This is a genomic window from Paenibacillus sp. GP183, assembly GCF_900104695.1.
Taxonomy (GTDB): domain Bacteria; phylum Bacillota; class Bacilli; order Paenibacillales; family NBRC-103111; genus Paenibacillus_AI.
In genome coordinates, this window is record NZ_FNSW01000001.1 from 3,355,822 (window position 1) to 3,381,961 (window position 26,140).

Below are 26,140 nucleotides of genomic sequence, written 5' to 3' on the forward strand. Positions count from 1 at the left end.
CCCGAATTCCAGATGCAGGTTTTACATCTCGACTTCAAATATTTTTGCAATCGGCTTTTTATGATGTACATTCTGCATCTGGATGTTAGTCCACACGGCTTGTCCTGTCCTCATCCTCCATACTTATCATCCCGATTTTTCCCTACATACCATGATGAACCTTCGGATTTTTTTCTGAGATACCTACAATTGAGGTGTAAAATAGTGTTTACCTCTCCATTTTGTTGTACATATCTCAGAATGGAGAGATATTCAACCACAGCCAGACTTAAGATCCAAACAAAAAAGGAGTGATCTAACTGGTTTCAGTTAGCACTCCTTTCCGGGATCGATTACATGATGGAACTAGTAGTTCCCTCTTCTTAACATGCGCAGGTTGATCACGGAGATCCCGGTTCCAATGAGACGGAACAGGAAACCAACGGCCGGAATATAGCTCAGGAAAGCCATCGCCAGGTTGGCGATTGTGAACATCAACGTGCCATTCTTATTGATCAATGCAATAACGAGACTGACAAAAACGAGCGGAATCACCCAGCCGCTGGACCATATATACGCAAAAGGAATCAAACCAATCAAATACCCCGCTGCAATGCAAATTTCCGAAATCATTTGAATCAGATTCAAAAGCCGTACAGTGTCCCGTCTCATGGGTTTCCCTCGTTTCTTAGTAAAGATATCCATATTATATCACGTATATGGATGACTTATGACCCAAGCTTCACCTGATCCGGGTTGGAGTTAAGCTGAGCGTCAGCATTAGCTTCCATACCGGCATCCGCTTTAGCGCTGGACGAGGCCTGCTTCTGTCCCTGCTGCAGCAGGTACATTTGATAATACCGACCTTGCTGCCGCATCAGGTCCTCATGATTGCCACGCTCGACGATTTCACCGTGGTCGAGGACAAGAATCTGGTCGGCGTCCTTGATGGTCGACAGCCTGTGGGCAATGACGAAGGTGGTGCGCCCCTTCTTGAGCACTTCAAGCGCGGCCTGGATGATGGCCTCGGTCTCGGTATCGATGCTGGCTGTCGCCTCATCGAGAATCAGGATCGCCGGGTTAAACGCCAGCGCCCGGGCGAAGCTGATGAGCTGCCGCTGGCCGGCGGACAGGGTGCTGCCCTTCTCGATCACAGGCTCATCGATACCCTTCGGAAGGGTGCGGAACATCTCATCCGCGCCCACATCGCGCAGCGCCTGTTCAACACGCTCCCGGGAGATGGACGGATCGTCCAGGCTCACGTTGGAAGCAATCGTTCCGGTGAAGAGGAACGGATCCTGCAGCACAATGCCCATGTGCTGGCGCAGCATTTGCTTCGGAATGTCGCGGATATCCTGCCCGTCAATCGCGATCCGACCGTGCTTGATGTCGTAGAAGCGGAACAGCAGGTTGAGGATGGAGCTTTTGCCTGATCCGGTATGCCCGACTAAAGCCACGGTTTCACCAGGCTTTGCCTCAAAGTTAAGCTGCTTCAGCACATATTCCTCTTCCTTGTAAGCGAAGCTGACGTTCTCGAAGGTAACATTGCCTTTGTAACGCTTCATCGATTCTTTGGCTACAGGCAGACCGTCTTGGTCCAACAGCTCAAACACGCGATCTGCCGCAACCAGCGCCTGCTCCAAATTAGCGAGCTGGTTCACTATCCCTACAACCGGCTGGAACAGTCTGTTCAAAAAATCCACGAAAGCGTACAAAACCCCAACCGTCACAACAACACCCGCCAACCCAAGCGACCCGCCGCCCACCAGCCAGATTAACCCGAAGAAAAACACGTTGCGGATCACATTGACCAGATTGTGCGAGGTGATGGAGTTGAGCCTTTGCATTTTCTGCTGAAAGGTGAAATATTGCTCGTTTTGCTCCTCGAATTCGTTCAGGGTTTCTTTTTGCCGGCGAAAAGCCTGAATGATCGACATCCCTTGTATCCCCTCAGCAATCATCCCATTGATATTGCCAAGCCGCTCACGGATCTCATGATTGTAGCGCGAAGCAAACTTTCGGTAGCCCAGAATCCACACATAAATCATCGGAACGATCGGAACGGTGAAAAGGGCAAGCCGGTAATCCAGTACAAACAAAGCAATAATGATACCCGTGATATAGATGATGCCGGTGAAAAAGTTGGCCAACACCTGCACGTACAGCTCGCGAATGGCCTCTGTGTCATTGGTGATTCTGGAGACGATTTTACCTGCTGGCTGATTGTCAAAATACGTAATAGGCAACCGCTGAATTTGCGCAAATACATCGGTCCGCATTTTTTGAATGATCCTGTTGGCCGAAGTTTGCAGCAGATACTTTTGACCGTAGGTGAAAAGTGCCCCCATCACGAGCAAGGCGAAGTAGAACAGCGCCAGCCTCAGCAAGCTCCCGAATTCAGGCTGATAAAAAGCAAACAACTGCATGGTGTCCAGCGCTTTCACGGGATAAACCGCGGTTTCGGTGCCCTTGGTAATGGTCAGCTCGCTGCCCTCCAATTTACGCTGACCGTCAAATGCGACCGGTTGATCCACGAAAACAAATTTGCGGCCAACCTGCAAAATGCGAACCTCCTGGCCCTTCGTATCGCCGACTGCGAAATGATCGCCCCTCTTGTAAAAAGTGCCGTCAAAAGGAACCGTCTTATCTCCCCTGGCTGTCTCGAACCAAGGAGATTCGATGCCCAGAATGTGGCGGTCGATCATTTGCCTGGCGACAAACGGGCCCGCCAATTCGGCTGAAACCGCTACAGCGAGCAGCAGCAAAGCTATGAGGATCGGCTTTTTAAACAAAGCCGCGTATTGAAATAAACGAATTCCTGTATGTTTCATGAGGTTTCTCACCTTCCTTTTTAGCCTTCAATCAACGCTTCCAGCTGCTGCCGATCGAACTGTTCCTTATACCAGCCGCCGAGCGCCAACAGCTGTTCATGTGTGCCTTCTTCCACCAAGCAGCCCTCATCGAGAACCAGTATCCAATCCGCATGCTGTACAGCGGATAGCCGGTGAGTCGTGATCAGTGTGGTTTTGCCTGCCCGTTCTCTGCGAATTCCGCGGATGATTTCCGCTTCTGTCTTGGCATCTACGGCGGATAAAGCATCATCCAGAATCAGGATTTCCGGATTGATGATCAGAGCCCTGGCGATAGAAACGCGCTGCTTCTGTCCGCCCGATAAAGCTACACCTTTTTCCCCAACGAGCGTTTCCAGTCCGTCCGGGAGGAAATGCACGTCTTTGCTGAACGCTGCCAGCTCCAGCGCCTTTTGCAGCTCCTCATCGGTAGCATGCTTGCGGCCGAAACGAATGTTTTCTCTGACCGTCAGAGAAAACAGAATCGGCTGCTGCGGCACATAGCCGACCCAGCTCTGAATGCGTTCCACCGGCTGCTGCTCCAGCGGCACACCGGAAATCGCAATCGTTCCGGTTCCGAGCGGATATTCCCGCATCAGCTGCTTCAGCAGTGTGGTCTTGCCGCTTCCTGTACGGCCGACAATACCCAGCGTCTGTCCGCGTTCCAAATGAAAGGAGACATTGATCAAATTATCAATCGATGACGATGGGTAGCGAAAGGTGACTTTGTCAAAAACGATGCTCTCCGGCTGCGCCACCTCCACGAGGCTTCCTGTATTCTTTACATCCGGATCATAACTCAGCGTCTCCATGACTCTGTCGAGGGAAGCATTCCCCCGCTGCATGATGTTGATCAGCTCGCCGATCGCAAACATCGGCCAAATCAGCATACCGAGAAAGATGTTGAAGGAAACCAGTTCACCCAGCGTCAGCTCATTGTGGAATACCAAATATCCGCCATAGCAGAGTCCAATCAAATAACTGACCCCAACAAGCACCTTGATCATCGGCTCGAACAAAGCATCAATACGGGTCACTTGCAAGTTTTTGTCGTAGACATCATCCGTCATCTTCTTAAAGTCGGCTTCACTCGCTGTTTCCTGCACAAAGGCACGAATGACACGAACACCGGAGATGGTTTCCAGCACTTGATCGTTCATCTTTCCAAAGGCATTCTGTGCCTCTGTAAAACGCTCATGGATTTTAGAACCCAATATTTTAAAGATGATGGACATGACCGGCAAAGGCAGCAATGCGGCAAGAGTCAGCTTCCAACTGATCAGAAATCCCATCATGGACAGAATGGTCAGCATAAAAAATGTGGAATCAATCAGCGTTAAAATTCCAAAACCGGCTGTAGTGGATATAGCGCGGAGGTCATTTGTGGCTTTAGCCATCAGGTCGCCTGTACGGTTGCGCTCGTAAAAAGTCGGGGTCATCCGTAATAAGTGGCTCATCAGCCTGGAACGCAGGATACGCTCCAAAATAAAAGCGCCGCCAAAGAGCTGATAAAGCCAAACATAGGTGATTCCATAGCCCACAAGGATTAAAAGTCCATAAAAAACGAGAACGTTGATTAATTTACCTATGGTCAGATCCCCGCTCTTAATATTGTCAATGGCATACCCAATCAGCTTGGGCGGGATCACATCAATAAATCCGGCAAGGATCAGCAGCACAATCGCTACCGTATATCGCTGCCAATACATTTTAAAAAACCAGCTCAACTTTTGTAAAACACTTAACATCCAGATGTCACTCCTCTCCAGGTAGAAAACAAAAGGGCACCTCGCTGCGCCTCAGCGATATGCCCCATTATAAAAATAAAAGCGCACGTTGCGAAATTTCGCAACCCGCGCTTCTTATGCTGTATGCACACAGATGATCAACATACACCTTTAGATCATATATATGAGCGGTCGGGTTACCGGATATTCAATTATCGATGCAAGGATTGCATGCATAGGAAACTGTCCTTGATTTGGTTGCATTTTGGTAACCCTCCCTTCCAATTTTTTTACAAATTACTTTACTCTGTTGATCCTAACACCGTCATCAAGGAATTGTCAACGGATTATTTTCCTATAATTAACAATCCGCATGTCCCTACAGGTCGATCCCTGCGAAACGCTTGGGCGAGATGTAAAATCTGCATCTAAAATCACCAACTTGTTCGATTTCGGGTGATCCAAGTGTAAAACTTACATCTCGACTAGCTGATTCCGTGAGCTTTAAGCGAATGACTTGGAAATAGATGCAGGTTTTAAATCTCAGACTTCCATTTGCGGAAGAAACGGATTCTCAGATGTACATTTTGCATCTGGAGACTCCGTCGGGCCTTTCACGGGATCACGGGATCGCGATCACCCCGTGATCCCGGCCTTGCCTAAGTGGATGACTCTTCGAGTGCCATCCACTCCGCATACAGTCCGTCCAGCTCCGCCTGGACGGACTCTCGCTCCGCGAAGCGCACAGCGAGCGCAGCCGACTCCCCGGAGTCGGCGAGCTGCTGGAGCGCTTCGTCCAGCACCGCCAGATTGCGCTCAGCCAGCGCAATCGACTGCTCCAGCCGTACTCGCTGCTGCGCGGCTGTGTACCCGCTTCGCTGCACAGCCTCGACCCTCCGGGTCGCAGGCTTTGCCGCCGAAGCGGCTTTACTTGCAGCCGGATGTACGGCTGCAGCTGTACGGGAAGGCTCAGCCTGCTGGAGCAGCTGAGCGCTCTTCTCCTTATAGGCGTCGAAGTCGCCTATAAAGCTGTGGAGCTTCCGGTCACGAAGCTCCCATATGCGATCCGCGATCCGGTTCATGAAATACCGGTCGTGGGAGATCGCGAGCACCGTGCCGGGGAACTCCTCCAGCGCTTCCTCGAGCGCTTCGCGGGAAGTGATGTCGAGGTGATTCGTCGGCTCGTCAAGCAGCAGCAGGTTGGGCTTCCTGTGCAAAATAATCGCCAGGCGAAGCCTCGCCCCATTCGCCCCCGGACAGCGATGCAGCCGATTTGAACACGTCCGCGCCATAAAATAAATATCGGGCAAGCTGGCCCCTCGCTTCACCCTCTTCAAGACGGGCCTCCTCACGGAAGAGCTGCAAAACGGTCTTCTTACCTTCCTGCAGGCTTTCTTCCTGAGCCAGGTAGCCCACATCGACTCGAGCACCCAGCGCCAGACTGCCTGCGTCGGGATCTTCAAGTCCAAGCAGCAGCTTGAACAGGGTGCTCTTGCCGGTTCCGTTGTTCCCAACCAAAGCTACCTTTTCCCCATAACGAAGCTGGCCATCCAGTTCGTTAAACAGCACCCGTGGGCCGAAGCTCTTGCTGATGCCTTCAAGCACAAGCACCTCTCGTCCCGAACGGTCCGCATGGGCGAACTCAAAATCTGCCGTTTTTCGCTCCAGAATCGGGCGCTTCAGCTTTTCCATGCGATCAAGCGCCTTCTGCATGGATGCGGCCCGGCGGAAAAATTTCTCGTACCCTCCAATTTTCCCCCATTCTTGAAGCTGTTGATCGTGTCTTTCATCTGCTTGATCTTCTTTTGCTGCTCTTCGTAATTGGCGAATTGCTGCAGCAGCAGCTCTTCCTTCTCCTTCACATACCCGGAATAATGGGTGTGAAAAACCGTGGCTTCGCCATCCTCCAGCTCAATGATTTTCGTCACAACCTTATCCAAAATGCGAAACAATCAAGCAGGTTCCTTCATATGCCGCCAAGTGGGCTTCCAGCCATTCCACACCGGACAAATCCAGATGATTGGTAGGCTCATCCAGAAGCAGCAGCGCAGGCTGCTCTACAAGCAAGGCCGCCAAACCCACCTTGGTTTTCTCCCCTCCAGATAAACTCGAGAAGGCTCGGCTGAATTGCTCCTGCGGAATGCGAAGGCCATTCGCCACCTGCTCGATGCGAAAGTCCATATCATAGCCGCCGCCTTGCTCGAAAACCTCCTGCAAAGCAGCATACTGCTTGAGAATTCGATTCAAGAGATTTTCATCCTTGAGAACATCAGGTTCGGACATCATCATCTCAAGCTCTGTCATTTGTGACTTGGAGGCTTGAACTTCCTTGAACCCTCGCGCAAGCACCTCGTAAACCGAATTCTCCTCTTCTTCCTGAGAAATTTGCTGCAAATAACCGATTTTAGTGCCTTTGCGAATGGCTATTTGCCCTTCATCCGGCTGTAAGCGGCCGGCCAAAAGCTGCAGCAGCGTGGACTTGCCCGTTCCGTTGCGCCCAATAAGGCCTACTCGTTCGCCTGTGCGAATGTCGAGGGATATTTGGTCCAGCACCAGATTAGCGCCATGATATTTTTTGACTTGGTGACAATTAATGATCATATTAAGGTCCTCCTTAAGGTTAGGACCCCCGTTTCCGCTTCCTTGCACAAGGATAAACGGCTACGTCGTCCTAATCGACGAGCGCGTTTGTCAAGTTTGATGCGAAGCAAGATAAGTTTAGAAAAACTTATACTTTCTTATCAAATGAAAAAGAGCCGCAGGGAAATTCCCTACGGCCCTAGGATCTATCATCCGATCAAGGTCAAGGCAGGAGTCATTTCGCGAGTTGTGAAACCGTATATGCAGATTGGGACAGACTTATCCCTGCGCCAACTTCTGTATGAACGATGCCAGCCATCGCGATGGGTAACTGGCTCCTACGGTTATTCACTAACTCGTGATTCATCCTGCCTCACCTCCCTCATGTAAAAATATAGTAATAAATTACCACATACTCCCCTGTCTTTGCAAGAGCAATTGGAAGGGTGAAATCATTTTCTTTAGGTATAATAACGCTGTGAATTGATAGGTTTGACATCGATACGTCTGTCAACTATACTTACTTATATAAAATAAGTAACATACTAAAATATAGAAAAGGACTGATCAGGATGAGTATTCGAATATACCCGCCCGAACAACAGGGGGCTGGAGCTTTTGACCATGGAAAGTTTGTGGAGCAGCGGCCCATTGGTTTCCCGGGGGACGATTCCACATTAGACCGACTAGGACCGCTTTTTTATTGGGCATGGGGCAAATCGAGTCAAGATGCAGAAATCGGCATGCATCCGCATAAAGCTTTTGAGATAATGACGTACATGTTGAGCGGCATCGTCGAGCATCAGGATACACTGGGTACTAAACAAGCCGTATCCGCCGGGGGCGCTCAGGTTATGCAGACAGGTTCCGGCGTCTCTCATGCGGAGGCTTTTCGCGGTTCGGATACGGAAGGGTTTCAAATCTGGTTCGAGCCTCATTTGAGCCAATCCGTCAAACGGCCGCCCACTTACAATCAATTTCAGCATGAGCAGTTCCCTTTGAAGAAGGAAAGCGGCGTTATCCTCAAAACCGTCATCGGTGAAGGCTCTCCCGTTCAGATTGAGACGGATGTTCAGGTGTATGACTTCACTTTCGCTCCTGGGGCCGCTTATACCTACTCTTTGAGCAAGGGTCGCATTCTCTCTTTTCTGGTTGTTCAAGGCTCGGGTATGGCAGGCTCGGAGAATTTTACACACAAAGACTTCATCGTCGTAAAAGCTGAAACGGATGAGAAATTTTCCCTGCAGGCTAGCAGCGATCCTATGCGTCTGGTGGCTATCGAAGTGCCGGCGGAAGTCGATTATCCTTTGTACCGGAAATGAAAATAAATAAGCCGCAGTCTTAAATAAGACCCTCTTTTGATTCTAAAAGGGGGTCTTTGGTGTATAAAGACCTATTTGATGAAGTTTGCTCGAACCATATAACAGGGGTGATTTACGATGCAAGAAACTTCGAACCTTAAAAAGAGAAAAACCCGTCACTGGTTGAACGTGCTTTTGATTGTGCTCTGCATGGGGGTTATTGCTGTAATTGCACTTTCTCTGTCTATTTCAAAGCTCGATGTAAGTAAGCTTATCGAGCCGCTGCAGGAGCCTACCTTTGTTTTTGATCGGAATGGTGCGAAGGTATCCCAATTGACCTCTGCCAAGTCAGATCCTGTCAGCCTTAAGGAAGTTCCCCTATTTATGCAGAGCGCCATGATTGCTGCTGAAGATAAGCGCTTTTATGTCCATCCGGGCGTCGATGTCCGCTCTATTGCCAGAGCCTTGGTACGCGACATTCGGGCGGGAGATTTTGCCGAAGGGGGCAGTACGATTACCCAGCAGCTGGCCAAAAATATGTTTTTGCCTACGGACAAATCGCTGGCCGCAAGCTGAATGAAGCTGCTTATGCGCTGAAAATTGACCTCACCTATGATAAAAATCAAATTCTTGAGCTATACTTGAACCGGATTTATTTCGGCGAGGGCTGTTGGGGAATCCGTGCTGCCAGTCAGCACTATTTTGCCAAGGAGGTTAGCCAGCTTACTCTCGAAGAATCTGCGCTGTTGGCCGCTATTCCGAAAGCACCCACTAATTATTCGCCGAATGCCAACCCTGAGCGTGCGCTGGAGCGCAGAAATCTGGTGCTCTCCTTGATGAAGGATCAATTCTTCATTACCGATGCCGATTATGCTAAAGCGATCAAACTGCCTATTGCCCTTCATCCCGGTGATAAAAAGAGCTTGGTCGGCAATTATGCTCCATATGTCGATTATGTGATGGAAGAAGCGATTAAGAAATACGGCTTCACGGAGGATTAACTGCTGTCCGGCGGACTGAACCTCTACACCGAGCTGGATCCCAAGGTGCAGAAGGCGGCGCAGGATGTGTATGCGAATCCGGCTTCTTTCCCGGAGAGCCCGCCGGACCAGCTGATGCAAAGCGGCGCGGTCGTGCTGGATCCGCACACCGGAGGCGTGCGCGGGCTGGTGGGCTATCGCGGCGAAGGCGTGTTCCGCGGCTTCAACCACGCGACCCAGCTGAGGCGCCAGCCGGGCTCTGCCTTCAAGCCGCTTGCCGTCTACGGCGCGGCTTTGGAAAAAGGGCTACACCCCGGAGTCCATCCTGTACGACGGGGTGCTCGACGAGGCTGGCTACCGTCCGCAGGACTGGGACCGCCAGACACGGGGGCAAGTGACGATGCTCGAAGCCATCGTCCAGTCCTGGAACATCCCCGCGGTGTGGCTGCTGCATGAAATGGGCATCGATACGGGGATGGGGTTTGCCCGGAAGCTGGGGATTCCGCTCGCCGAGCAGGAAGACCGCAACCTCGGGCTTGCCCTCGGCGGCCTCGCCACCGGCGTTTCGCCGCTCGACATGGCGCAGGCGTACAGCGCCTTCGCCAATCAAGGCGTGATGCATGCCGCGCATGCCATCACGAAGATCACGACCCGGGACGGCCACGTGCTCGTGGAGGCCGCTCCCGCTTCGTCGCAGGTGATGTCCCCTGCGACGGCAAGCACGATGACGCTCATGCTGCAGCAAGCCGTTGCCCGGGGCACAGGGCGACTCGCTGCACTCGAGCGTCCTGCTGCAGGCAAGACCGGGACGACGGAGCTCCCGGCCACGGAGGAATTCGCGGCTGCGGTGCCGACCAGCGCGAAGGATGCGTGGTTAGTCGGCTATACGCCCGATCTCACCGCAGCGATCTGGGTCGGCTACGACCGCACCGACAAGGATCACTACCTCAACACCGCCGGGGGCTCGGTGCCGGCGAAGCTGTTCCGCGAGATCATGACTCGTTCTCTGCAGGGCGTTCCTGTGGCGGATTTCGTACTATCCGCCCCGGTGCAGGCTCAAGTATCGGCACAGGATCCAAATCCCGTTCAATCCGATCAAACCAATAAAAAACAAAGTGGAAAGTCTGATCAAGGCGGAGGGCATAACGGGAAGAGCAAGAAATGGTGGTAAATTTGTTTTTAATTAAATCGGATCTTTAAATCAGTGGGCCATGATTTTAGCGGAGCAATGACTGTCGAGCCAAAGAAGTTACAAGAGCGCAAAAAAGAGAGCAGCATTAGCTACTCTCTCTCTCAATAAAGTTTTATTGAATTACAATAGTCGAGACCACTTGATTGCTTCCCTGCAGAAGTATTGAGTGGTTTTGCACCAGCTGAGACGCGTCTCCGGAAATCGTTACGGTAGGCGAAACAGCGTATATGAAAGTTTGCACAGTGCCGTTGGAATCCACTTGGTTAATCGAGATGGTCGAGATTTTTCCTTGACTATCCAGTGTCGTTCCATTCAATGTGCCGGAAACATTCAAGTTCAGAACTTGACTAGTGCTCGTCACTTGGACAAGATTGACAGCATTGTTAGTGGTGTAGGCATTCACCACATCTCCCGCTAGCAGTGCAGATGCGCTAACTTGCACCCCACCGCGGTAAATACTCGTGTTCGAATTTAATCCAAGGGTCACCGTTTGTCCAGCACTATTCGTAATGGTTAACACATTGTTGTACACAGGGGAAACTATGGTTCCTGTGACTAACCCATCCTGAGACACGGTGCTATTAACAGGCTGAGTTACTTCAACGGAAATGACCGTATTGTTGTAAGAATTGATGTTTACCACATCCCCTACTTGCAATGCGGATGAACTAACTTGCGCACCGGCCCTGTAAATAAATGTGTTCGGACTCAGCGTTAGATTCACGGTTTGTCCATTACTTGAAATCGTCAGAATGTTATTGTTCACCAGAGCAGCTATCGTGCCTGTGGTGACCCCGCTATTAGTAGTCACTGGAGTACCGACCGGCTGCGTTACTTCTACATAGATAACATTATTATTATAAGAACGAGTCTTCACCACATCTCCTACTTGCAATGCCGATATACTGACCTGAACGCCGCCACGATAAATGAATGCATTAGAGTCCAGTGTTAAGCTATTCGTTTGACCGGCATCCGTTAACGTCAATATATTGTTAGTAACAGGAGCAGCGACTGTTCCGTTAACCAGACCATCATTATTGCTCGGAAGCTGATTCCCTGTACGGTCGAGCAGCGCAGCTATCTCCGCGCGTGTTACCTGTTGATTTGGCCGGAACGTATTATCTTGAAACCCGTTTACAAGTCCCTTCTCAATGGCAACTTGCAAATAGCCCACAGATCCTGCCGGAACCTTACCTGCATCCACGAAAGGCAAATGAACATTCATTTTCGAATCGGCTTCGCTTTGTAACCCGAGTGCTTTAACAAGCAATGTTGTCGCCCAAAGACGATCAGCCGCTTGATTTGGGTTCACTTGAGTATCTGATTCTGCAAATAGATTGTTCTCAACAGCTACAGCAACGTATCCGACCGCCCAAGAAGGTACCTGATTGGCATCTTTGAAATTCAAATTCGTTTGCATTTTTGAACTCGATTCAGCTGTAGCTCGCAGTCCCATCAATCTTACGGCGGCAGTAATGGCTTCAATTCGTGTGACTGTATTTTGAGGTTGGAACGTTCCGTCAGGATATCCTTCAAAAATTTGTCTATTAGCGAGATCCGCTATGTACTGTGTAGCCCACTGCACATCGCCCTCCGTCATATCCTTGAAGTTCATTCTCACGTTGGTGGTGCTCTTTGTGTTTTTCTTTTGAGTCTGATAATTATTATCGCCCTTGTTTTGATTAAAATCTTTGGCAAATGCGGCTGTACCTGTTCCTAAGACCATGCTGAGTGTAAGACCTGAAACGACAAGCTTTTTCATCAAGTTTGCTTTCATTTAGTTGTACCTCTCATTCCTATTTTTTTTCTTACACTTTGAAGTATAGTCTCTGTTTATGAATTAAGTTTGATGAAAGGCTTAAAGCGAAATAAAGTTAAGCTTAAAATCACATGAAAAGAACGTCCAGATCCAAATCCGACCATCGGAACAACTTCTTTCCAGGCTGCATCCCACCACCCCTTATTGAAAAACATCCTTCCAGCAAAAACAAGACCGTCGAGACTTTCCCGACAGTCTGGATCCGCACACTGTGCGGATTTTTTTAATTCTGAACATGTATGGGGTACAATAAATCAGGCCCTGCGACGTTAGTCGCAAGGCCTTTTAGCAGGAAGCTCCAAATTTTTCACCATTCATTCGATCATTATCCTTGTTGAATAATGTCGAAGAACGTTTAACCGCTGCTCTTTTCAGAGTGTACAGGGTAGAACCAACCTAAACTGGACCTTATCAATCCTTTGCAGGATGATCCGTTGTTTGATGCTTCCCACTTAATTATGATTACCCGATTATTGCTGCTTTGAAACATATGCTCATGATTTTGCTGGTATCAAAGCTCAGGAAGGTGCTTCGTAACTCCGGGCTCGTTCCCGTCGATTTTGGCGGCTGTACAGAGCTCCGGCGCAAAGCAACAGGACACCCATGAAGCCGAACCCCATTGATAGGCCGATGACCGTCGTCACCGCCCCGAAAAATAGCGGGTTTGTCAGCTGTACGACCCGATTGGACATGGTCCGAATCGTCATCCCCATCCCTTGTTCCTTCGGTTCTACCGCTTGCGACACCATAATCAGCGCCATCGGCTGATTGATGCCCGTGCTGGCCCCCCACAGGAACATGATGACGGACAGCAGCAAGATTTCCGGTCGAAGCGTCAGCAGCAGCAGACTTACTCCCCCGACAATCATGCTGGCCATCATGATTCGGTATTGACCCAGCCGGTTGATTGCATAGCCGGTGAACGGCCTTACGATTAGAACGGCCAGTCCCGATACCGACAAAACCCAGCCGATAACCGTATGGGATAACCCGAGGTTATCCAGATAGAGCGGGAAAAATGTGGAGCGGAGGTCGACCAGCATGAACATAATGCCATTGAGCAGAATTGCCATCGAGAACGGTTTATTTCTGCGCATCAGCCCAAAGCCGGTTGCATAGCTTCTCCATAAAGCCTGTTGCCAGTCTGGCTGGTCCCCAGCCACTGGATCGGGCCCTGTGACCTCTGCCCTGGCGGGAGGCAGGAATGTCGTCATCAGTAAGGCGGCCGCGTTCATGGCAACGAATATGAGAAAGATCGTCGTATATCCGCCCCAATCCGATAGAAATCCGCCAAGCGACGGCCCCGCCAGCTGCGCAAGCGAATTTACAAAGGTAAAATTCGAAAGCACCCGATTGCTCCGACTCTTATCCGCCTTGCGGTCTACGGACAGCGAGGCCGCCGCCTGCAGCGCACCCCAGCTCAGCAGGCCTCCAATGCCGTTAATCACTTGACCCAACAAAATCAGCCAAGTCCAACCCAGACTCACGCCGATTACAAAAGCGACTCCGCTGGTCAAGCTGACAACCGTACCGTAGAGTACCGCCCGGCGAGTACCGATTCGATCGATCCAGCTTCCAATCGGCATGGAAAATACGATTGGTAGTATCGAATTGAGTGCCATAAACAATCCAATGGCTGCAGCCTTATAACCGTGATCGGAGAAATACAGCGGCAGGACCGGTCGAATCATACTAAAGCCAAGCCAATACAGCGCAGCGGAAATAAAAACGGATGCATACCCTAAAGCGGCTGTACTTCGCATGTCACACCTCCACGGCTCCAAAAAAATCCGTTAGTTCAGCCGCTTGCTAGACACCCATACGCTCCTCAAGGCCCGTTATCCGATTCAAACAACCTTTTTGCGGATGCGAATGAAAAATAAATCAAGAATACCCAGCAAACCATCGCAACGAATCCGAATCCTCCGAAAATATCCATTTTTGCAGAGAAATAGCCAAATCCTATTCCGATGACACTTACTGCGGCATGTTCCCCTAATGATTGAAATGAACCGATGGTCGCCCTCATGGAGGAATCCATTCGGTGATGCAAATACCCGGCAGCGAGTGGCTCAATCATGCCTGCAAACAAGCCGATCAGACATATGGCCGCCAAACTGCTGTAATCTTTCATGACCGAGACATATAAAAAGCCTGCGGCGAATACTGCGATTGCACCGAATAATAAGCTTTTGTAACTGAATCGGCTTTTTAGTAAATAGGCAAGAAGGTTACCCGGCAATCTCAGGAGGTAGATTGCAGCCGAGAACATCCCGAAATAGATAACCGGAATTCCCAACCTCTCCAAGTAAGTTTGCCAGAACTCATCAATGAAACTGATCGCTGCCCCAGTCACCATGCCCGATAATACCACCAGACGTACTCCCGGATTATTTTTGAAGTAGCGTAAGGAAGCTGCAACATAGATACGAATCGGTATCGGTTGATCCTGCTCGCTATCGCTATTCACAGCAGGTTCAACCAGAGTAAGCGTTAAGATCAGCGCGACCAGCATGCTCACCAAGGAAATCCAATAATTAAGCTCATAACCATAGCGACCAGCCAAAAAACTCCCGCAAAGCGCAGCAATGATAATGGAGAAGATATCGAGAGCATTTAAACGGCCAAGGTACTTCTCAAAAGAGTGCTCTTTACCCGCTGACAATAAGGAATCATAAAGCAAGGCATTCTCCGCCCCGCTGCTTGCAGATCTGCCAATAGCCGCCAAAAAAACAACAAGCGCGAAATGCCAAAATTCGGTTGCGAGCAGCAGGATCACAAACTCGCAGCACCCCATTAAAGCAGACAATATCATCATCTGCTTTCGCCCCCACTTATCGGCGATGATTCCAGTGGGTATCTCAAGTAAAACAATCGTAATAGCAAAAATAATCTCCGTATACACGACCATCTGAATGGTCATGCCTCTCTCTTCCCAATACAATCGCTCAATGACATAAGCAGGAATCAGATTGGAAAAGAAGCGGCTGGCAAACAGTTTCCATACATTCGGCATATAGCCCATAACCCAAGCTCCTCTCATCTTTGGTTGAAGCTTTCTCAACCCATGTGAGGAGGTGCTCGTGAAGAATGGAATCTTAAAAATTAGCAGGGCGGTCTTGCATGCGTCATGTCATTGTCTCCTTTATTCGTCCATTATTTGGACTCAGTCTCTGTGCTGTTAAAGAATATTATAGCGTAAAGTATTCAAAAAAGGACCGTCCCTCAAGCAGAAATTTCTACTTTAAGAACGGCCCATTGAATTTTTATTTATTAAAGAATCGAATGATAGCTTCCCGAATAGATTGGGATATAGAGCTTAGGGAGTCCCGAATGCTGCCAAGCACGCCCGTCTGTTCTCTAACAGCAGCTGTGTTGTCTTGGATGGAGCCGTTAATTCTGGCTGTTTGACCTGTCAGGCTGTAAAAGCCTATAAAGACAATGACAATGGCAATAATCGCGATGACCATCCATACCCAGCCATGTGAGCTTCGGGTGCGGGCTGCCTGATCGGAACGACTTAGTGTGTCAGGAGTTTGCTGTATATGAAAATGATTGTGGACGACTCCACCAGGTACTTCTGTTGTTTTCTGAGTCACTGTATGTTCCGTTTCCAACGGCTGTGGATCAACAAGTCTTTCTTCTTCTAGACGCTTATCATGGTTTTCCATGGTAATGCTCCTTTCCGAATATGTTCTTGTTACTCATTAACCATATTGGATTGGTTTTAATCATTTCCGGATTTGCGGCCATGATGATCTTCTTGATGATCCGACTTCTTGTTAGCTTTTCCCCGATTGTTATCAACCTGCTTTTGACCATCGTCATGATCATTTTCATTATTATCATCTTGATCTTCCTGAACCGACTGATTTAGCGTGACGGTTAATTGAGCTTGAGTCTTCGAAATAACCACTGTACTTGGTGCAGGTGTGGCTTGCGCTGGTGTTGCAGTCGCCTCGGGTGTTGGTGTCGGCGATGCAGTAGCAGTAGGCACCGGAGTTGGCGATGCCGCCATAGTGGGTTCCGGCGTCGGACTAGGAGCAGCGCTAGCTGCAGCATCCGGTGAATTTGCTTTAATATACGCAGCTTGCAGCTTGGCGTTCAAAATCAGCACCAGCTGATCCTTTGCCTTTAAATCCTTTAAATTAGCCTTTTGCTGATTGCGGTACACCCAGACAGATTTGGCCAGTACAATGGTTTCTGTGCCGTTTGTTGTTTGGATTTGGATATTGTTCTGATTATCGATTGCTACAAAAATTCCCTTTACTTCTTTCGACCCGTTTGCCGGAGTTTCGTTGGCATAAGCCATTACACTATAACCAATTAAAGTGATGCTGAGACAGGCAATAATGAGATACATCCATTTTTTCATATCGATCCCTCCGATTTTTTTAGTAAAACTTTCCTTGTCAAAGAAGGAAGTTACTATAGGGTTCGAAGTGAATCTACATTTTAGGACGTTCACTATGCTTTGCATCCACGACAAAAAGCCCTTAATCCTCATGGATAAAGGGCTTGTACACGCATCAAAACTTTTTTTAATTTATGTTAAAAGTTGAAATTATCCGGGTCCGGACCCACTCTCTGATCCTGATTCAATTGATCAATGGACGCCATATCTTCAGCCGTAAGCTCAAAATCAAAAACATCGGCGTTCTCGATAATGCGATGCTCTTTAACGGACTTAGGAATCGTGACCACCCCATTTTGCAGGTCCCAGCGAAGGATAATTTGGGCTACTGATTTATGATGTTTCTCGGCAATTTTCATCAGCTCGGGCTGATCCAGCAGCATACCCTGCATGAGAGGACTCCAGGCTTCAAGCTGAATACCCTTCTTCTTGCAAAAATCCAAAAGAGGCTTCTGTGTAAGTCGAGGGTGATATTCCACTTGATTAACAGCAGGAACTACATCACTGTCCGCCAGAATATCATTAAGATGGTGAATCTGAAAGTTGCTGACACCAATCGCTTTGATTTTACCTCCTTCATACAGCTTGTTGAAGGCTCTCCAGGTTTCTCTATATTTGCCTTTGACCGGCCAATGAATCAAATATAGATCCAGGTAATCAAGTCCCAGCTTCTCCATGCTATCGTCAAATGCTTTCAAGGTGCTTTCATATCCTTGATCTTTATTCCACAGCTTCGTAGTGATGAACAGCTCTTCACGCGGCACGCCGCTCTCCCGAATCGCTTGCCCCACTCCCTCTTCATTGCGGTAGGCCGCTGCAGTGTCAATACTGCGATAACCGGCGGCAATGGCGGACTTTACAGAGGTAATGACTTCAATTCCCTCTTCAACCCTCCATACACCAAGTCCAAACCAAGGCATTTTCACCCCGTTATTCAAAACTGTTTGATCGCTGATGTGTTTAATCATTACGCAAGCCCTCCCAGCTTTTTCTTGATTACCACTTTAATCTACCGCATTCCTTAAGAGTGTACAAGTTTTACAGAGTCTCCGAGTGTCAGACAAAAAGCCCCGAAGAACGAAATCCTCGAGGCTTTGCTCTCCTTTTTACAGGGCTACGTTAAGTTTTGAAAATCGGATTTATCTGTCTCGAGGTCTTCCTCAGCTTGATCTATAGCATTCGGATTCTGTTCACCCTTGGTTTGATGAAGCGCGTTTTCTGCTTGGTCGATAGCATTTTGTGCGCCTTCCAAAGTTTCCGGTCTGGGATGGGATTGCGCCTGTTTCACTGCATTGTGGGCATTATTTACGGAATTTTGGGCGGAAGAGATCGGATTCTGCGACTGTAAACTGGAATCTTTTTGGCTCATGGGTATTCCTCCTCGAATGAGTTGTGATGGACTCCATTAGAATAAGGAATGCGGAATTATTTTATACATCCATTTGTACAAAATAAATCCGATGAATGCGCCGAGAAGATTCAAAATCAAGTCATCCACATCAAAGCTTCCCCGCCTAAGTACGGTCTGCAGGATTTCAAGCACCAGCAAAGGAATAAAGAACAGGACAAGAAAGGTGGTCCACTTTTTTCCATGCTTGAATAGAGCGGGCAGAAAAATGCCAAATGGAACGAAAACAGCAATATTGCCAAATAAGTTCATTGCCCATGTCCGAAAGGGATAGTAATGGTAACCAACAATGTACATTTTGATCGTTTTGAAGGGAACCAAGTTATACCGCCATTCCGTCGAAGAGAAAAGGGCCCTGCCGAAGTCAAAAAACATCCAATAAATGATTAGAAGCGAATAACCAATGAAGAGAAAAGTTATGACGAAGCGAATTCTTTTTTTAACCTCTGCCTGAGGCTTTTCCAACAATCGTATCCTCGCCATTTGGAATCGAATTCTCCTTTCGATGCGAGCTTTAACTTTTTTTTGGTTTTGGGGGCGCATATCAAGTAACGAGATGTATTTCTTACATCTTGTATCTCTGATTTTCCTGTTTTGGCGACCTCCAAATGCAAAACCTACATTTATTATTATAAAATTCTAGCAATTACCCTATTTATAGAAAAATGTAATGTAGGTTTTACATCTGAACTTCTCAAAACCTCGATTCTTGCTCAACAACATGTACATTTTACATCTCAAGGGGATTTGCTGCATCTCATTAAGAAGAAAAATGAAAAGAAGCTAAGTTAAAAAACAACTGCCCGCAAAGGGCAGCTGTTTCTCATTAAAAACTACTTGGCGGTGAAGGTCATCGATTCAAATGCTTGATTCAAGCGGGTTTCATTCTCGGTAGTACGGACGGCTTCATCGATGTTCAGTGTCGCTTTGTAAGTAATGTTATTTTTGCGGAAAATGTAGAGGGTCTCTTTATATGGCATTTTTCTTGTTGAGTAATGGACCACGTATTTTTTGGCAGCTTCACCAAACACGGTCACATCGGATGCCTCGAATTTGTACTCGGGGTCATTGCCGCTGCTCTTTTTCTGATGGGCATCTTCTTCCTTAACCGTGTCGTCATAGCTTTTTTGGTTGTCCGCGAGGATTTCCAGATGTCCGCCGTTGAAGCTGAAGAAGCTGTCATTATCGTCCGAGTAGTCGTAGGAGGAACTGTCTGACCAGATCTCGGGAATCTGCAGGGAATATTTGTACTTCTTGTTGACATGCTTGTTTGTTGACGTTTTATCCAGCAAATCATTCATATCTTGGATGAAGCCAAGCTCGGGATCCATGGACTCCTTATTGATGCTGATCGAAGAGATCAAGGTCCCCAGTATTGTGTTTATTTCTTCGGAGTCTGCATCCTTGGGATAAGCAAAGCTAACTTCGTATTTGTATTTATCCTTAATTAGATAAATGGAGGTGAGAGACTTCCAATTATCTCCCATGGTGCTGGAGTAGGTCAATTTGAGAGCATTCACACTGGATAATGTTAATTCTTCAGCTGTGCTCATTTCCCGATAGGCAGGCAAATAGGTGTCTTCGAAGTTCTTTTTCTCACGGTCAACCCATGCCTTGAGGGTGTCACCGGAGGATGCCGAGGTAACCTGCATAGAAATGGATTCCGAATAATCATTATTATGGAAAGCAGACCCGCTTGAACCATAACTGTTCTTTTTCCAGTCTTTTGGCAGATCCAAAGAAAGTCCAAAGCTGTTCGTATAGGTGTTGCCTTTGTCCGAATAAACCGAAATATCCTTAAGCGCCGTATCTTTGGCATCAAAGCTCAATTGAAAGCTGTCAAGCAAATCGTTCAGACTATTTTGCTTGGAGACGCTTTTCGAGTCAGCCACCTTGCTTAGCAAGCTTACTTTATAAATGCGGCCGTTCAGCTGATAAGCTCTGATCTGGGCATAACCGGCAGCCTTTGATTTTCCCAAAAGCTTGGCATAAGAAAGGCCGTCCGCTTGCTTGACATACCTTCGTTCAAGCAGTCCATCCGAGTCCTTTTCATCGGAAATCTTATTCAATAAAGCGGATGGAGAAAGCTCTCCAGTCGGTTCCTTGTCCACCAAAATCGTTAAGTAAAATTCACCTTTAGCGTCGATAAAAGTAACCGAATTGCCGTCATCGGATTGTTCTGTAGTGACCAGTCCAGCCGGGTATTTCATCGACCAGCCGTAGTGGCTGTCACCAATTCTTGTCTTGCCGCGATCGGTATCAATACCGGCATTTTCTGAATCCGCAGTTTGTTTGGTATCCATACTCTGAACCTCGCCGAGCGTCAACTGCTTGGTGATCGTGGAAACTGCGGATTTCAAGGTAAGACTGACGCTATCGCCAGGCAAAAACTTTTTCAATGCTTCATTGTAATCAACCATGGATTTGACATTGATTGCGCCGATAGAAATGAGTTGGTCATCCTGTTTAATTCCTGCTTTGGCGGCCGGTGAATCTGGATCCACATAGGCCACTCGAAGCCCCTCCGAGCTAGGCAGTCCGACAACGGCCTCCCAGCTTTCTTCCAGCTCTATGCCCAAATAAGGGCGTTTAACCTTACCGTATTTTTCAAAATGATCCAGCACGTATTTCACCGTATTCATGGGGATCGCGAATCCTAAACTCTCTACCCCAAACTCGGTGTATTTCAGTGTATTGATCCCTATAACCTCGCCGCTCATGTTAACCAGCGCGCCTCCGCTATTGCCTGGATTAATGGCTGCATCCGTCTGAATGAGCTGATACTCGGAGCTGACAGAACGTTCAATCCCGCTGACGATCCCTACTGTAACCGAGTTGCGTAGGGCGAATGAGATCGGCGTGCCAATGGCCGCCACAGTCTCACCAACCTGAATATTCGAGGATGATGCCAACTTGGCTGCAGATAAGCCGGTTGCTTCTATTTTAACAAGCGCTAAATCGCTTTCCACGTCCATATGAGTGGTACGTCCGCTGTAGGTCTTGCCATCCGAAGTAACGACAACTATATTGTGCATGTCTTTAACAACATGGGCATTAGTTATGATGACTCCATCCGATTTAACGATAACCCCTGTCCCATGGGCCAGGTTATAACGATTCTTTTCCGAGGTTTTCCCCGATCCTGTTGGTTTGCCGATGATGGCCACGACCGAAGCTGACGTTTGACTGACGACCTTGGGAACATCACTCCCGCTGTCCGCAGCATAAGAAGAACCTGAGCCTATCCAAGTAACTAAGTTGACAGATACCATAACTGACAGAATAACTTTCAACCATTGTGATTTCCATTTCCCCATGTTGGTTTTCCTCTCTGGATATGTATGCTTTTTATAAGTAACCTGGTGCCTTTTCGAATTTAGCACATTTTACCAAAAGCAGCAATGAAAACTTCATTGCGGAATTCCAGCAAGGGGGCTTCAAAAATACTGTTATGAGGGGTCCGGTTTCCACTCTTTAATTCTCTCGGGGTGCGTGTATACATTCAGCTGAGTGCCTCGAATAAAGCCGACAATCGTAATGCCCAAATCATGCGACAGACTGAGCGCCAGATCCGTGGGAGCTGATTTGGAGAGCAGGATGCCTACCCCGATCTTGGCTGCCTTGAGCGCAACTTCAGAAGAGACTCTTCCACTAAAAGCCAGCAGCTTATCCTTGAGAGGCAGCTTATTCCGCAGGCAGTAACCATAAATTTTGTCCAATGCATTGTGCCTGCCAATATCCGTTCGAGCTATGATAAGCTGATCCACCGTGCATAATGCAGCATTATGAACACCGCCTGTTTTTTGAAAATCTCCGGAATTCTGCTGAAGCTCACGCATTAAATAAAGACATTGATCTATCGAGATCTGCGTGCGGGAGAGAACCGTTTTGGCTGTACGGGCATCGTTGTGAAAATAAAACTGCCGGCTTTTTCCGCAGCAGGACCCGATAAATCGCTTGGATACCATTTGGGTGCTGAGCTGGTGCTTGTTCAGCAGCCTCACATCAGCAAAGCCTCGCTCCTCATCGAGCGAAAGCGACCCAATCTGATCGGCAAAGCGAATCACTCCTTCGGAGGCCAAAAATCCGATGACCATATCCTCCAGGTCCTCAGGTGTACATACAATCGTAGCAAATTCCTCGCCATCCAGCCTGATGGTCATGGGGAATTCTGCTGCGATCTCATCCTCCTGGGAGAGCAGCTCCTTCCCGTCATATTTATAGGCGGTCCAAGGCACTGTTGCGCCCGCTTCCTTAATTCTTTTCTCCAATATAATCACCTCATCAGCTTTCGTGTACTATGCAAAAAACCACCGCAATCCCATACGACAGGTTCACAAGGAACTCTGATTCGAATGGTTTCACGGCGGTTAGTCTCCGGCAGGTTCGCTGCCAAGTGCCAACTGCACAGTTAATTTATATTCTTCGTTATTCCGGATGGGAATACCCTTATCTTAGCAATAAAGCGTCTCCATGACAAAGGAAATTTGTGATTTAACGCCTTACATTTCCGATCTTCTAATGATATGCTTCGTACCCCAATCATGCATAGCAACCAAAATCGGCTTCAGTGTCATTCCATACTCAGTTATGGAATACTCCACTTTCGGCGGGACCTCGGGATATACCTTCCGGCTGATAAATCCTTCCTCCTCTAGGTCACGCAATTGACTTGTGAGCATTTTGGGGGTAATACCTACAAGTGCTTTTTTAAATTCGCCGTATCGCATTGTACCCTCCGACATGAGATACAACAAAATAATAGGCTTCCATTTCCCCACTAAGATTGAAAGAGCGTCTTGTATTTGACAATACTGAGGTTTAATTATCATTGTATCCTCCAATAGTATCATTTTGTATACTATATCTCATTGAAGTGCGTACTTACTACTGTCGTCATTACATCTTATAATTATAATACAACATGTAAAACATTTGAACCTAGTTGCGCAAGCGAAGGTATTAAATTGGGCACATCGAGTACACTAAAAAACAAAGCAAAGGTGAGATAAATGGAAAAATACAGGATTGATCCAAATAAAGGTTTGGAATTCGGGATTTACACGTTAGGAGACCATATTCCTAATCCCTACACTGGAAAGCGTATTTCCGCCGAGCAGCGAATTCATGAAATCATTGAATTGGCTAAGTTGGCTGAGCAAGCAGGTATTGACTTTTTTAGTGTGGGTGAAAGTCATCAGGAGTATTTTACAACTCAGGCTCATTCTGTTGTTTTGGCAGCGATCGCTCAAGCCACAGAAAAAATTAAAATCGGAAGCTCCTCCACGATTATAAGCACATCTGATCCCGTTCGGGTGTATGAGGATTTCGCAACAATTGATTTGATTTCCAATGGTCGAGCGGAAATCGTTGCCGGTCGCGCTTCCCGTATTGGACTATTTAAATTATTGGGTTATGATATTCAGGACTATGAGGAACTGTTTGAAGAAAAATTCGAATTGTTGATTCAGCTAAATGAAGAAGAAGTCATTACGTGGAAAGGACAATTTCGACCACCGTTAAACAATGTTCGGATTTATCCAAGACCAAAAAACGGCTCGCTGCCGATTTGGCGTGCAGTCGGCGGTACACCTGCAAGTGCCATAAAAGCTGGTTATGCTGGTGTGCCAATGATGCTCGCTACGTTGGGCGGTCCTGCTATGGTCTTTAAAAGAGCAATTGATGCTTACAGGGAAGCCGCCAAAATGAAGGGTTTCATCCCATCCACTCTTCCGGTTGGAACAACAGGCTTTTTCTATGCGGCTGAAACAACGCAAGAAGCACTGAAGGAGTATTATCCTCACATTAATGAAGGAATGAAGGTAACGAACGGTCAAGGATTTGCGAAACAATTATGGGCACAAGGTGCTGATACCGGTAATGTCATGAATGTCGGCAGTCCACAGCAAATAATTGAAAAAATTCTTTATCAGCATGAACTATTTGGTCATCAGCGTTATCTCGCGCAAATGGATTTCGGTGGAGTGCCCTTCGATAAATTAGCAAAGAACATCGAGATTATCGGTACAGAAATCTTACCAGCTGTCCGAAAGTACACGGCAACAAAACAGGAGGCTGAACAAAATTGAAAATGGTTCTCCTATCCGGTTCACACGTGGGATCAAAAACAAGAACAGCGATGAACTACGCACAAAAAGTTCTCGCTGAAAAATACCCGGATGTTGAAACGACATTAATTGATTTAGGCGAATATAATGTCGAATTTAGTGATGGGCGGAATTACCTGGAATATGAGGGCGATACGGGTGTTGTGACAAATAGCATTATGGAAGCAGATGCCATTTTGATTGGAACACCTATTTTTCAAGCATCGATTCCAGGTACATTAAAGAACATCTTTGACTTGCTCCCAATAAACGCTTTTCGGGATAAAGTTGCAAGCATGATCGTGACCGCAGGTTCGTCTAAACACTACTTGATAGCAGAACATCAGTTGAAGCCGATTTTAGCTTATATGAAAGCACAGATCGTTCAGACCTACGTATTTATCGAAGAAAAGGATTTCCATCGTAAAGAAATTGTCAATGATGATGCCCTCTTTCGAATTCAGCGTCTCATTGAGGATACCGTTTTGTTAACGAAAACCTATAAGAAGCTTCGCGAAGAGTATGAAGCAGAATACGGTTTTTAATCAAGGGGGATTAAAGCAACATGAAAAAAAACGTTCTACTGATGGTTATAGCATTATTTATTGCCTCACTTAATTTACGCCCTGCGATTAACTCGATTGCCCCGTTACTCGGAAACATTAATGCAGAACTTGGAATGAGTGCAGCCGTTGCTAGCTTGTTAACCTCGATTCCAGTACTGTGCATGGGAATTTTCCCCTCGATTGCCATTAAAGCGAGCGGTAAATGGGGACTTGAACGGATTATTGGATTGTCCCTGCTTGTTATTGGAGTTGGTACCGTTATTCGTTTGTTCACTCATTCGGTAACCCTTCTGCTCATCACAGCTTTGATTGCAGGAGTCGGTATTGCAATGATAGGTCCGCTGTTGTCCGGTTTCATAAAACTGCATTTTCCAAAACACGTTCCGTCAATGATTGCGGTATACACAGTTGCGCTTACGTTGGGTGCTGCCATGAGTTCTTCGCTTTCAATACCATTACAGGAAATCTTCCATTCCTGGCAAGGCTCCCTTGCATTCTGGGCCATTATTGCATTCATCGCTGCTATTATTTGGTGGTTGTTCGTCAATCTGCAAGTGAAAAAGTCGGCTCACACTGAATCCGGAGCCATGAAATCCAAATTGCCATGGGGGAGTGGTAAAGCTTGGATAATCACCTTGTCCTTTGGTCTAATGGCCATATTATTCTACTCGTTTACTGCTTGGCTTCCTCAAATTATCCAAGGCATGGGATACACGAAATCTTACGCGGCAAATGCTTTAACCATATTTGTAGCTATTCAAATTCCTGTAAGTTTGGTCCTCCCTATCGTGTTGAAGAAATTTCCATCCCGCCGCTTGTGGTTGGTTATCGAATCCTTGATCGAGCTGCTAGGTCTGATCTTACTTGTATTCAAAGTTGAACCATGGTTGGCTTCTGCATTTATTGGAATTGGGGCAGCCGGATTGTTTTCCTTAAACCTGCTTCTTCCAATCGAAGCTACTGGTAACCACCATGAAGCTGCTGCCTGGTCAGCGAAGGCACAATCTGTCGGTTATGTGATTGGTGCGGCTGGACCAATCATGTTGGGCTGGATTCATGATGCTACCAACAGCTTTACTTCTGCCGTTTTTGCAATGATTTTCATAACCCTACTGATGATTATTGTTCAAATTGCAGCAACCGCAAAAACACGCAACCCGATGGATAGGGTAAAAAAAGCAATTTAACGATGTGGTTAAAAGGCACCCTTGCCTT

20 protein-coding genes and 2 pseudogenes are annotated in these 26,140 nt (G+C 47.5%); 6 read left to right on the forward strand and 16 right to left on the reverse strand.

Annotated features, from left to right (window positions below):
• Positions 1 to 345: 345 nt before the first annotated feature.
• The 5 genes and pseudogenes from BLV33_RS16580 to BLV33_RS30470 form a co-directional block, all read right to left on the reverse strand.
• On the reverse strand, positions 346 to 651 hold the full coding sequence (locus tag BLV33_RS16580) for a hypothetical protein (protein ID WP_090794077.1): 306 nt from the start codon (positions 649 to 651) through the stop codon (positions 346 to 348).
• A 56-nt stretch (positions 652 to 707) separates the two neighbouring features.
• A complete protein-coding gene (locus tag BLV33_RS16585; RefSeq protein ID WP_090794080.1) occupies positions 708 to 2,810 on the reverse strand; it encodes an ABC transporter ATP-binding protein in 2,103 nt (700 codons plus the stop codon).
• A 20-nt stretch (positions 2,811 to 2,830) separates the two neighbouring features.
• Positions 2,831 to 4,576 carry an ABC transporter ATP-binding protein gene (locus BLV33_RS16590; protein ID WP_090794082.1) on the reverse strand — a complete coding sequence of 582 codons (1,746 nt, stop codon included), beginning with the start codon at positions 4,574 to 4,576 and terminating at the stop codon, positions 2,831 to 2,833.
• A 638-nt stretch (positions 4,577 to 5,214) separates the two neighbouring features.
• Positions 5,215 to 7,156, reverse strand: a pseudogene (locus BLV33_RS16595) (ABC-F family ATP-binding cassette domain-containing protein).
• Between the two features lie 214 nt (positions 7,157 to 7,370).
• On the reverse strand, positions 7,371 to 7,502 hold the full coding sequence (locus tag BLV33_RS30470) for a hypothetical protein (protein ID WP_290439056.1): 132 nt from the start codon (positions 7,500 to 7,502) through the stop codon (positions 7,371 to 7,373).
• A gap of 205 nt (positions 7,503 to 7,707) precedes the next feature.
• Between BLV33_RS30470 and BLV33_RS16600 the strand changes: the two genes are divergently transcribed.
• From BLV33_RS16600 to BLV33_RS30140, 3 genes and pseudogenes are all read left to right on the forward strand, one after another.
• Positions 7,708 to 8,457 carry a pirin family protein gene (locus BLV33_RS16600; protein ID WP_090794085.1) on the forward strand — a complete coding sequence of 250 codons (750 nt, stop codon included), beginning with the start codon at positions 7,708 to 7,710 and terminating at the stop codon, positions 8,455 to 8,457.
• 189 nt (positions 8,458 to 8,646) lie between these two features.
• Positions 8,647 to 9,437, forward strand: a pseudogene (locus tag BLV33_RS30135) (transglycosylase domain-containing protein).
• 316 nt (positions 9,438 to 9,753) lie between these two features.
• Entirely contained in the window at positions 9,754 to 10,587 is an 834-nt protein-coding gene (locus tag BLV33_RS30140) for a transglycosylase domain-containing protein (protein WP_290439079.1), read from the forward strand.
• Positions 10,588 to 10,720: 133 nt separating this feature from the next.
• On the opposite strand, the gene BLV33_RS16610 is transcribed toward BLV33_RS30140, so the two are convergent.
• The 11 genes from BLV33_RS16610 to BLV33_RS16660 all read right to left on the reverse strand — a co-directional run bounded on the left by BLV33_RS16610 (position 10,721) and on the right by BLV33_RS16660 (position 23,084).
• A complete protein-coding gene (locus BLV33_RS16610) occupies positions 10,721 to 12,388 on the reverse strand; it encodes an S-layer homology domain-containing protein (RefSeq protein WP_090794088.1) in 1,668 nt (555 codons plus the stop codon).
• A gap of 560 nt (positions 12,389 to 12,948) precedes the next feature.
• On the reverse strand, positions 12,949 to 14,193 hold the full coding sequence (locus BLV33_RS16615; protein ID WP_090794091.1) for an MFS transporter: 1,245 nt from the start codon (positions 14,191 to 14,193) through the stop codon (positions 12,949 to 12,951).
• A gap of 65 nt (positions 14,194 to 14,258) precedes the next feature.
• Positions 14,259 to 15,455, reverse strand: a complete 1,197-nt coding sequence (locus BLV33_RS16620; protein WP_090794094.1) for an MFS transporter — start codon at positions 15,453 to 15,455, stop codon at positions 14,259 to 14,261.
• Positions 15,456 to 15,696: 241 nt separating this feature from the next.
• Positions 15,697 to 16,101, reverse strand: coding sequence for a hypothetical protein (locus BLV33_RS16625; RefSeq protein WP_090794097.1), 405 nt, complete (start codon positions 16,099 to 16,101; stop codon positions 15,697 to 15,699).
• A gap of 56 nt (positions 16,102 to 16,157) precedes the next feature.
• Entirely contained in the window at positions 16,158 to 16,805 is a 648-nt protein-coding gene (locus BLV33_RS16630; protein ID WP_090794100.1) for a hypothetical protein, read from the reverse strand.
• Between the two features lie 176 nt (positions 16,806 to 16,981).
• Complete coding sequence (locus tag BLV33_RS16635) at positions 16,982 to 17,812, reverse strand: aldo/keto reductase (protein WP_090794103.1); 831 nt, start codon at positions 17,810 to 17,812, stop codon at positions 16,982 to 16,984.
• Between the two features lie 146 nt (positions 17,813 to 17,958).
• Positions 17,959 to 18,213, reverse strand: a complete 255-nt coding sequence (locus BLV33_RS16640; RefSeq protein WP_090794106.1) for a hypothetical protein — start codon at positions 18,211 to 18,213, stop codon at positions 17,959 to 17,961.
• 36 nt (positions 18,214 to 18,249) lie between these two features.
• Positions 18,250 to 18,735: a VanZ family protein gene (locus BLV33_RS16645; RefSeq protein ID WP_090794109.1), complete on the reverse strand. Its 486-nt coding sequence runs from the start codon at positions 18,733 to 18,735 to the stop codon at positions 18,250 to 18,252.
• 350 nt (positions 18,736 to 19,085) lie between these two features.
• On the reverse strand, positions 19,086 to 21,569 hold the full coding sequence (locus BLV33_RS16650; RefSeq protein ID WP_171909180.1) for a S1C family serine protease: 2,484 nt from the start codon (positions 21,567 to 21,569) through the stop codon (positions 19,086 to 19,088).
• Positions 21,570 to 21,701: 132 nt separating this feature from the next.
• Positions 21,702 to 22,454: a formate dehydrogenase accessory sulfurtransferase FdhD gene (gene fdhD / locus BLV33_RS16655; RefSeq protein WP_253187247.1), complete on the reverse strand. Its 753-nt coding sequence runs from the start codon at positions 22,452 to 22,454 to the stop codon at positions 21,702 to 21,704.
• Positions 22,455 to 22,754: 300 nt separating this feature from the next.
• A complete protein-coding gene (locus BLV33_RS16660; protein WP_090794112.1) occupies positions 22,755 to 23,084 on the reverse strand; it encodes a winged helix-turn-helix transcriptional regulator in 330 nt (109 codons plus the stop codon).
• A gap of 180 nt (positions 23,085 to 23,264) precedes the next feature.
• Here BLV33_RS16660 and BLV33_RS16665 point away from each other — a divergent pair, with 180 nt between their 5' ends.
• Genes BLV33_RS16665 through BLV33_RS16675 form a run of 3 tightly spaced genes read left to right on the forward strand, consistent with a single transcriptional unit; the run spans position 23,265 to position 26,112 of the window.
• Positions 23,265 to 24,341: an LLM class flavin-dependent oxidoreductase gene (locus BLV33_RS16665; protein ID WP_090794115.1), complete on the forward strand. Its 1,077-nt coding sequence runs from the start codon at positions 23,265 to 23,267 to the stop codon at positions 24,339 to 24,341.
• Positions 24,338 to 24,904, forward strand: coding sequence for an NADPH-dependent FMN reductase (locus BLV33_RS16670; RefSeq protein ID WP_090794118.1), 567 nt, complete (start codon positions 24,338 to 24,340; stop codon positions 24,902 to 24,904). The genes BLV33_RS16665 and BLV33_RS16670 overlap by 4 nt, the downstream gene beginning before the upstream one ends.
• 20 nt (positions 24,905 to 24,924) lie before the next feature.
• Positions 24,925 to 26,112, forward strand: a complete 1,188-nt coding sequence (locus BLV33_RS16675) for an MFS transporter (RefSeq protein ID WP_090794121.1) — start codon at positions 24,925 to 24,927, stop codon at positions 26,110 to 26,112.
• Positions 26,113 to 26,140: the final 28 nt, after the last annotated feature.